This window comes from Pseudomonas sp. zjy_15 (genome assembly GCF_043101865.1).
GTDB lineage: Bacteria > Pseudomonadota > Gammaproteobacteria > Pseudomonadales > Pseudomonadaceae > Aquipseudomonas > Aquipseudomonas putida_Y.
Genome location: NZ_JBICII010000104.1, coordinates 25,794 through 32,918, shown reverse-complemented (window position 1 = coordinate 32,918; position 7,125 = coordinate 25,794). Strand labels below are relative to the sequence as shown.

6 protein-coding genes are annotated in these 7,125 nt (G+C 62.7%); 2 read left to right on the top strand and 4 right to left on the bottom strand.

The genetic code is table 11. The features are described 5' to 3' along the window. Nucleotides 1-129: 129 nt before the first annotated feature. Nucleotides 130-876, top strand: a complete 747-nt coding sequence (locus ACF8EF_RS19530) for an SDR family oxidoreductase (RefSeq protein ID WP_176683472.1) — start codon at nucleotides 130-132, stop codon at nucleotides 874-876. A 9-nt stretch (nucleotides 877-885) separates the two neighbouring features. On the opposite strand, the gene ACF8EF_RS19525 is transcribed toward ACF8EF_RS19530, so the two are convergent. From ACF8EF_RS19525 to ACF8EF_RS19510, 4 genes are all read right to left on the bottom strand, one after another. After that, the gene (locus ACF8EF_RS19525) at nucleotides 886-2,952 is read right to left on the bottom strand and encodes a PAS domain-containing protein (RefSeq protein WP_176683321.1); all 2,067 of its coding nucleotides are present in this window, start codon (nucleotides 2,950-2,952) and stop codon (nucleotides 886-888) included. Nucleotides 2,953-3,123: 171 nt separating this feature from the next. Further along, nucleotides 3,124-4,533, bottom strand: a complete 1,410-nt coding sequence (gene mapR, locus ACF8EF_RS19520; RefSeq protein WP_003247831.1) for a GntR family transcriptional regulator MpaR — start codon at nucleotides 4,531-4,533, stop codon at nucleotides 3,124-3,126. Nucleotides 4,534-4,583: 50 nt separating this feature from the next. Next, entirely contained in the window at nucleotides 4,584-5,987 is a 1,404-nt protein-coding gene (gene ccoG, locus ACF8EF_RS19515) for a cytochrome c oxidase accessory protein CcoG (RefSeq protein WP_392460917.1), read from the bottom strand. A 121-nt stretch (nucleotides 5,988-6,108) separates the two neighbouring features. Next, complete coding sequence (locus tag ACF8EF_RS19510) at nucleotides 6,109-6,348, bottom strand: DUF3203 family protein (protein ID WP_014590732.1); 240 nt, start codon at nucleotides 6,346-6,348, stop codon at nucleotides 6,109-6,111. 135 nt (nucleotides 6,349-6,483) lie between these two features. Here ACF8EF_RS19510 and ACF8EF_RS19505 point away from each other — a divergent pair, with 135 nt between their 5' ends. Continuing rightward, nucleotides 6,484-7,002, top strand: a complete 519-nt coding sequence (locus tag ACF8EF_RS19505) for an MgtC/SapB family protein (RefSeq protein ID WP_392460915.1) — start codon at nucleotides 6,484-6,486, stop codon at nucleotides 7,000-7,002. Nucleotides 7,003-7,125: the final 123 nt, after the last annotated feature.

The following is a 7,125-nucleotide window of genomic DNA, read 5'->3' as shown; positions in this document are numbered from 1 at the left end:
AGCCAGATCAAAAGCCAGATCAACAGCTACATCAACAGCAGAGGGTTGGCTGTGCTGATCTTCGTCATTCCAACGCAGCGCCATTTCGCCTATTGTCGATGCTCCCTCCCCAAAACCATTGGCAAACCCATGGAGAACGTCATCGTCATCACCGGCGGCAGCCGCGGCATCGGCGCCGCCACTGCGCTGCTGGCCGCCCGCCAGGGCTACCGCATCTGCATCAACTATCACGCCGATGACCAGGCCGCCGAAACCATCCTCAGCCAGGTCCGCGCCCTGGGCGCCGAGGCCATCGCGGTGCGCGCCGACGTCAGCGTCGAGGATGAAATCATCCAGCTGTTCCTGCGCGTCGACGATGAACTCGGCCCGGTCACCGCACTGGTCAACAACGCCGGCACCATCGGCCAGCAGAGCAGGGTCGAGGACATGTCCGAGTTCCGGCTGCTGAACGTCATGAAGACCAACGTCGTCGGCCCTATGCTCTGCGCCAAGCACGCTCTGCGGCGCATGGCGCGCCAGCATGGCGGGCAAGGCGGATCCATCGTCAACGTATCATCGGTAGCCGCACGCCTGGGTTCGCCCAATGAATATGTCGACTATGCCGCCTCCAAGGGCGCGCTCGACACCTTCACCATCGGCCTGGCCAAAGAAGTGGCAGGCGAGGGCGTGCGCGTCAATGGCGTACGACCGGGCTATATCCATACCGGTTTCCATGCGCTTTCTGGTGATCCGGACCGCGTCAGCAAGCTTGAATCTGGCTTGCCCATGGGCCGAGGGGGGCATCCCGAGGAAGTGGCCGAGGCCATCCTCTGGTTGCTTTCGGACAAAGCCTCCTATGCCACCGGCAGCTTCATCGACCTGGGCGGCGGGCGCTGAACGCGCCCGTCAAGTCTCCAGCAACTCGCGAACCCGCTCCGCCAGTGCTTCCAGTTCGAACGGTTTGGTCAACACCAGCGTACCTTGCAGCGGTTGGCCGTCGCTGAGCGCCGCGCTCTCATCGTAGCCGGTGATCAACAGCACCTTGAGGTCCGGGTAGCGCTCACGGCAGCGTTCGGCTACCTGGCGGCCATTCAGGCCGCCAGGCAGGCCGACATCGCTCAGCAGCAAGTCTGGCCGTTCGCCACTTTGCAGGTGGGCGAGAGCAGTCGGACCGTTCTCGAAGGCGTCCACCCGATAGCCCAGCTCTTCCAGCACTTCGCCGATCACCAGGCGCAAGGCGGTCTGGTCTTCAACCAACAGAATGCGTTTTGCAGTCTCGCCACTTCTTCGCGAAGGCACGCGCTGCGGTTTGCTGATTGGCGTCTGGGCTGGCGCGTGGTGGCGGGGTAACAGCAGTTCGATACGGGTCCCCTCGCCAGGCACCGAAAGCACCCGTAATTGCCCGCCCGACTGACGCACGAAGCCATAAGTCATGGACAGCCCCAGGCCGGTGCCCTGGCCCATCGGCTTGGTGGTGAAGAACGGCTCGACTGCGCGCTCGACGACGTCAGCCGACATGCCGCTACCGTTGTCGACGATGCTCAGGCGCACGTACTCCCTGGCCGGCAGTTCCAGTGCCAGGGCCTGCTCGTCGTCAAGCTGCAGGTTGTCGCCAATGATCTCGATCACACCACCGGCAGGCATGGCATCACGCGCGTTGATGCATAGGTTGAGCAGGGCGCTTTCCAGTTGTGGAGGGTCGATGAAGGTCGGCCACAGCTGGCTGGCGAAGCGGCTGCTCAGGGTAATCGCCGGGCCGATGGTGCGGCGCAGAAGGTCTTCCATGTCGGCCACCAAGGTGGCCACTTGCGTGGAGCAGGGTTGCAGGGTCTGCTGGCGGGAGAACGCCAGCAGCCGATGCACCAGCGACGAGGCCCGCTGCGCCGCGCTGTTGGACAGCTCCAGCAAGGGCGCCAGGGCGTCGAAGCGTGACTGGTCCAGGCGTTGCCGCATCAGCTCCTGGGCGCCAAGGATGCCACCCAGCAAATTGTTGAAGTCGTGGGCAATGCCGCCACTGAGCTGGCCTACGGCCTCCATCTTCTGTGCCTGGCGCAGCGCCGCTTCGGCCTTGGCCAAGCGTTCCTGCTCCTGCACTCGCTCACTGATGTCATAGGCGAACAGAAACGCGCCCTGTACCTCGCCTTCTGAATCGCGCAAGGCGTTGAAGCGCAGCTCATAATGGCGCAGCACGGGGGGCTTGCCAAAGGTGCCGATCTCGATGAACTGCTCGCCAGCCAGGGCGCGCTGCCACATCGGCAGAATTGGCGTCTGGTCGGCGGTGCCATCCTCGAACAACCCGGGCAGGTAGTCGCCGATTTCGGGTGTCCTCCCGTACAGCAGGTGGAAGTCATGCTTGGCCTGGCGATTGACAGCCAGCCAGCGCAGGTCCCTGTCGACCACATGCACATTGACCACACTGTGATCGACCAGCTCGGCAAACAAGCGGCGCTCCGCCAGTGCGGCAGTCACCCGTTGTTCGAGCTCTTCGTTAAGGCGCTGAAGGGCCTGCTCTGCACGCCGGCGTTCGGTGACATCCTTGAACAATACCGCTACCTGGCGTTTCTCGGCAGGCTCTATGCGAAAAGTGGTCACTGACAGCACACGGCCGGTAGCAACCAGTTCCTGCTCGAAGTGCAGCGGTTCACCGGTGCGAAGCACCGCGCCATAGCGGGCCACCCAGTCATCTGCCTCATCAGGCACCATCTCGCGCAGTTTTTGCCCGACCACGTTGGGGATGCCGGCGTGTTTGGCATAAGCTGCGTTGGCCAGCACATGCACGTAGTCACTCAGCGGGCCATGGGGGCCGTCGAAGAATTCGATAATGCAGAAGCCTTCGTCCATGGTGTCGAACAGTGAGCGATAGAAGTCCTGGCCGTGCCCCTGGAGGCTTGCAAGCCGTTGCTCCAGCAGCGTGTTCTGTCGCTGGAGGTCTTCGACTTGTTGGCGCAGTGAGTTCAGGTCACGAGAAGGCATGCCTGCGTCCGGCAACTGAAAAATCCAGACTTTAACGTGTTCACCTGCAGGCGAATAGCCGCTCAGTGCGACTGGGCAGTGCTCCCCAGCAACCGTTCAAGCACTTGGGCAAGTGCTTGCAGATCGAAGGGCTTGGCCAGCAACTCGGTGCGCGTGTCGGGCGCCTCGCTATCAGAACGAGCGAATGATCCGCCCGAGGGTTTCCATGGCCTGTTCGGCACCGTCATGCCAAGGGCTGCCGTAATTCAGGCGGATGCAATTGCCGAAGCGTCGGGTGGGCGAAAAGATTGGCCCTGGCGCGATGCTGATGCCTTGGGCCAGGGCCATGTGGAACAGCTTGAGGGCATCCATCTGCTCGGGCAGTTCCAGCCACAGGAAGTAACCGCCGGAGGGCTGGCTGACCCGTGTCTGCGCCGGGAAGTGGCGGGCGATGGCTGCCAGCATGTTGGCCTGCTGGCCCTCCAGGGCGTAGCGCAGCTTGCGCAGGTGGCGGTCGTAGCCGCCGTGTTGCAGGTAGTCGGCGATGGCTGCCTGGGCCGGCATGGAGGCACAAAGGGAGGTCATCAGCTTCAAACGCTCGATCTTCTGCGCAAAGCGCCCAGCGGCCACCCAGCCAATGCGATAGCCCGGCGCCAGGCTTTTGGCGAACGAGCCGCAGTGCATGACCAGGCCCTGGGTATCGAAGGCCTTGGCGGGTTTGGGCGCCTGTTGCGAGTAGTACAGCTCGGCGTACACGTCGTCTTCGATCAATGGCACCTGATGGCGCGCCAGCAACTCCACCAGTGCCTGTTTCTTGGCCTCCGGCATGCTTGCACCTACAGGATTCTGGAAGTTGGTCATGCACCATACGGCTTTTACCGGGTGCTTCTCCAGGGTCTGCGCCAGCACCCCGAGGTCCATGCCCTCGCGCGGGTGCACGGGGATTTCCACGGCCTTGAGCTTGAGCCGCTCCAGCACCTGCAGGCAGGCATAGAAGGCGGGGGCCTCGATGGCTACCAGGTCGCCCGGCTGGGTCACTGCCTGCAGGCACAGGTTCAGGGCCTCCAGTGCGCCGTTGGTGATCAGCAGCTCTTCCATCGGCAGCATCAACCCACCGACCATATAGCGCAGGGCTATCTGCCGGCGCAGCTGAGGGTTGCCCGGGGACAGATCGGTCACCACCATGCGTGGGTCCATGCTGCGGCTGGCGCTGGCCAGTGAGCGCGACAGGCGTTGCAGCGGGAACAGCTCAGGGCTGGGGAAGGCAGAACCGAAGGCAATGGTGTTGGGGTCCTTGATCGAGTCGAGGATCGAAAATACCAAGGCGCTAACGTCGACATCGGTAGACTCGCTCACCGGCTGCAGCGCCTGCGGCTCGCTGAACTGGCGCGGAACGTGGGCGTTGACGAAATACCCGGAGCGCGGCCGGGCCCGGATCAGCCCGCGCCGTTCCAGCAGGTAATAGGCCTGGAACACGGTGGACGGGCTGACCCCGTGGGTCTGGCTGGCGTAGCGCACGGACGGCACGCGCTGGCCGGGGCCCAGCACCCCGGAGCGGATCAGTTCGGCAATGTCATCGGCGAAGCGTTCGTAGCGTTTCATTCTGGTCTTCTGTCGAAGCCTGGCAGGCAAGGTGGCGTGAGTGTAAGGGATCAGCGGTTCATCGGGGCGACGAAGCGACTGTGCGCCACGCTGCGGATAGCGGGGTCGTCACGCTCGCTGATTTCAAAGCTCAGCGTCTGCGAGCTGCTGGTCGGGCGCTCGGCGAGCATCGCCACCGACACCGGCAGTTCGCTCATTTCGCCAGCAGGGATGACCAGTGCGTTATTGCCCTGCAGGGTGAAACCGTCAGCGTCCAGCAGGCGCAATTGATAGTGCTGGGTACGTTCGGTCTTGTTGATGACCTTCAGCAGGTAAATGTTCTCGATCTGGCCTTGGGCGTTTTCGCGGAACAGGCCGCGGTCCTTGATCACATCCAGCGATACCATCGGGCGCAGTTGCAGGGCCATCACCAGTGCCCCGATCATGACCAGCAGCGCGGCAGCGTAGCCCAGCAGGCGCGGGCGCAGCCAGTGAGTGGTACCGCCTTGCAGGCTGTGCTCGGACTTGTAGCCAATCAGGCCGCGGGCATACCCCATCTTGTCCATTACTCCGTCACAGGCGTCGATGCACGCGGCACAGCCGATGCAAGCCATCTGCAAACCATCACGAATGTCGATGCCGGTGGGACACACCTGCACGCACAGCGTGCAATCGATGCAGTCGCCCAGTCCCTGGGCACCGACATCACTGCCTTTCTTACGCGGACCACGGGCCTCGCCACGGCGCGGGTCGTAAGCGACCGCCAGGGTGTCCTTGTCGAACATCACGCTCTGGAAGCGCGCATATGGGCACATGTGCAGGCACACCGCTTCACGCAGCAGGCCGGCATTGATGTAGGTAGCGGCCGTGAAGAACAGCACCCAGAACAGTGCCACACCGCCCAGTTGCAAGGTGAGCAATTCTGCGGCCAGTGGCCGGATCGGGGTGAAGTAGCCGACGAAGGTCAGCCCCGTGAGCACGCCAATGGCCAACCACAGGCTGTGCTTGAGCGTGCGGCGGGCCAGTTTGTTCAGGCTCCAGGGCGCCGCGGCCAGCTTGATGCGCTGGTTGCGGTCGCCCTCGGTAACCTTTTCGCACCATATGAACAGCCAGGTCCAGGTACTTTGCGGGCAACTGTAACCGCACCAGACACGCCCGGCGTAGACGGTGATGGCGAACAGGCCAAAGGCACAGATGATCAGCAGCGCCGACAGCAGGATGAAGTCCTGTGGCCAGAAGGTGGCGCCGAAGATATGGAACTTGCTGTTTCCCAGGTCCCACAGTACGGCTTGGCGGCCGTTCCAGTTCAGCCAGGCCGTGCCGAAGAACAGCACGAACAGGGCGCCGGAAAAGCCGATGCGCAGGTTACGGTAAAACCCGGTAAAGCTGCGGGTATGGATACCGCTGTCGGTGCGTCGTGCTTGGATGCTGGCTGGGGCGGTGGCGATCTCTGTAAAAGGGATTCTATCGTTCATGGTTCGGTGCTCATCAGGCCTCGATCAGGCATGAGCACTATGGCGCTGAAGCTGTTATCAGCACAGGTTCAGATTTTACGATAAAAACCATATCAGATTTGCCGCGTAGCCCCGCCAGGCCTCATATCACCGAGCCTGGCGCGCTGGCCTTCAGATGCCTGCGGCTATCCACCGCACCCGCCACGGTCAGTGCATCGGCCTCGGTTTCGGTAATGGGCACGCGTTGGCCGGCCAGAATGGCCACCGACATGCGCAACTGCTCGTCGGTGATGATCTCGATGTCCGGGCCTTCGCCCTCGATGCGCAGGTCTTCGCCGATCAGTGTGCAGCGGCGGGTGGTTTCGTCGATTTCAATGGGCATGGTGGGGTCCTCCTGGGGTGGTTACAGGGTGGACCGCGGTCAGGGGCCAGTTGCTGCATCAGCAGGCTGAGCGGCACTTTGCATTGCGTGCAGAGGTCAACCTGAAAACACATGCTCAGGCAGGGGAGCACCGCGATGGATGTCATCTGGCAAGCAATCCAGGCCGAATTCGCCGATGTCACCGATGAGCGCGAGGTCACGCAAATCCTTGTGCGCTTGCTGATGGCTGCTGTGCTTGGCGCAATACTGGGCTTCGAGCGTGAACACAAGGGCAAGTCTGCCGGGGTGCGTACCCACATGCTGGTCTCGCTGGGCGCCGCCCTGTTCATGCTGTCACCCAGCATGGCAGGGGCCGATGACCAGGCGCTAAGCCGGGTGATCCAAGGCATCGTTGCCGGTATCGGGTTTCTCGGTGCGGGTACCATTCTGAAGGGTAACGGCCAGGACACCAGCCATGTGAAAGGCCTGACGACCGCTGCCGGGCTATGGATGACGGCTGCCATCGGTACGGCGGCCGGCATGGGACGCGAAGCCACGGCGCTGATCAGCACGGTACTGGCCCTGCTGGTACTGGGCACGATGCCGTTGATGGTGGAAAAGGTCGAAGGGCAGGATGAGGAGAAGCAGGGGGAGGAAGAGGGCAGGAAGCACTGAGGGGAGCCGAAGCTCCCCTCAAAGCGTTGTTGCCTGCTCTTTTTTTATTATTGGGACCGGCCTTTTGTTGTTTTTGTCGGCTTGTCCTGGTGCTGCGGGCGACCCCCATGCGGGGTCAAGAGC

Excerpts from the sequence above, each read along its gene's own strand:
- ACF8EF_RS19505 (WP_392460915.1), top strand. The coding sequence starts at position 6,484 with ATGGATGTCATCTGGCAAGCAATCCAGGCCGAATTCGCCGATGTCACC.
- mapR (WP_003247831.1), bottom strand. The coding sequence starts at position 4,533 with ATGAAACGCTACGAACGCTTCGCCGATGACATTGCCGAACTGATCCGC.
- ACF8EF_RS19525 (WP_176683321.1), bottom strand. The coding sequence starts at position 2,952 with ATGCCTTCTCGTGACCTGAACTCACTGCGCCAACAAGTCGAAGACCTC.
- ccoG (WP_392460917.1), bottom strand. The coding sequence starts at position 5,987 with ATGAACGATAGAATCCCTTTTACAGAGATCGCCACCGCCCCAGCCAGC.
- ACF8EF_RS19510 (WP_014590732.1), bottom strand. The coding sequence starts at position 6,348 with ATGCCCATTGAAATCGACGAAACCACCCGCCGCTGCACACTGATCGGC.
- ACF8EF_RS19530 (WP_176683472.1), top strand. The coding sequence starts at position 130 with ATGGAGAACGTCATCGTCATCACCGGCGGCAGCCGCGGCATCGGCGCC.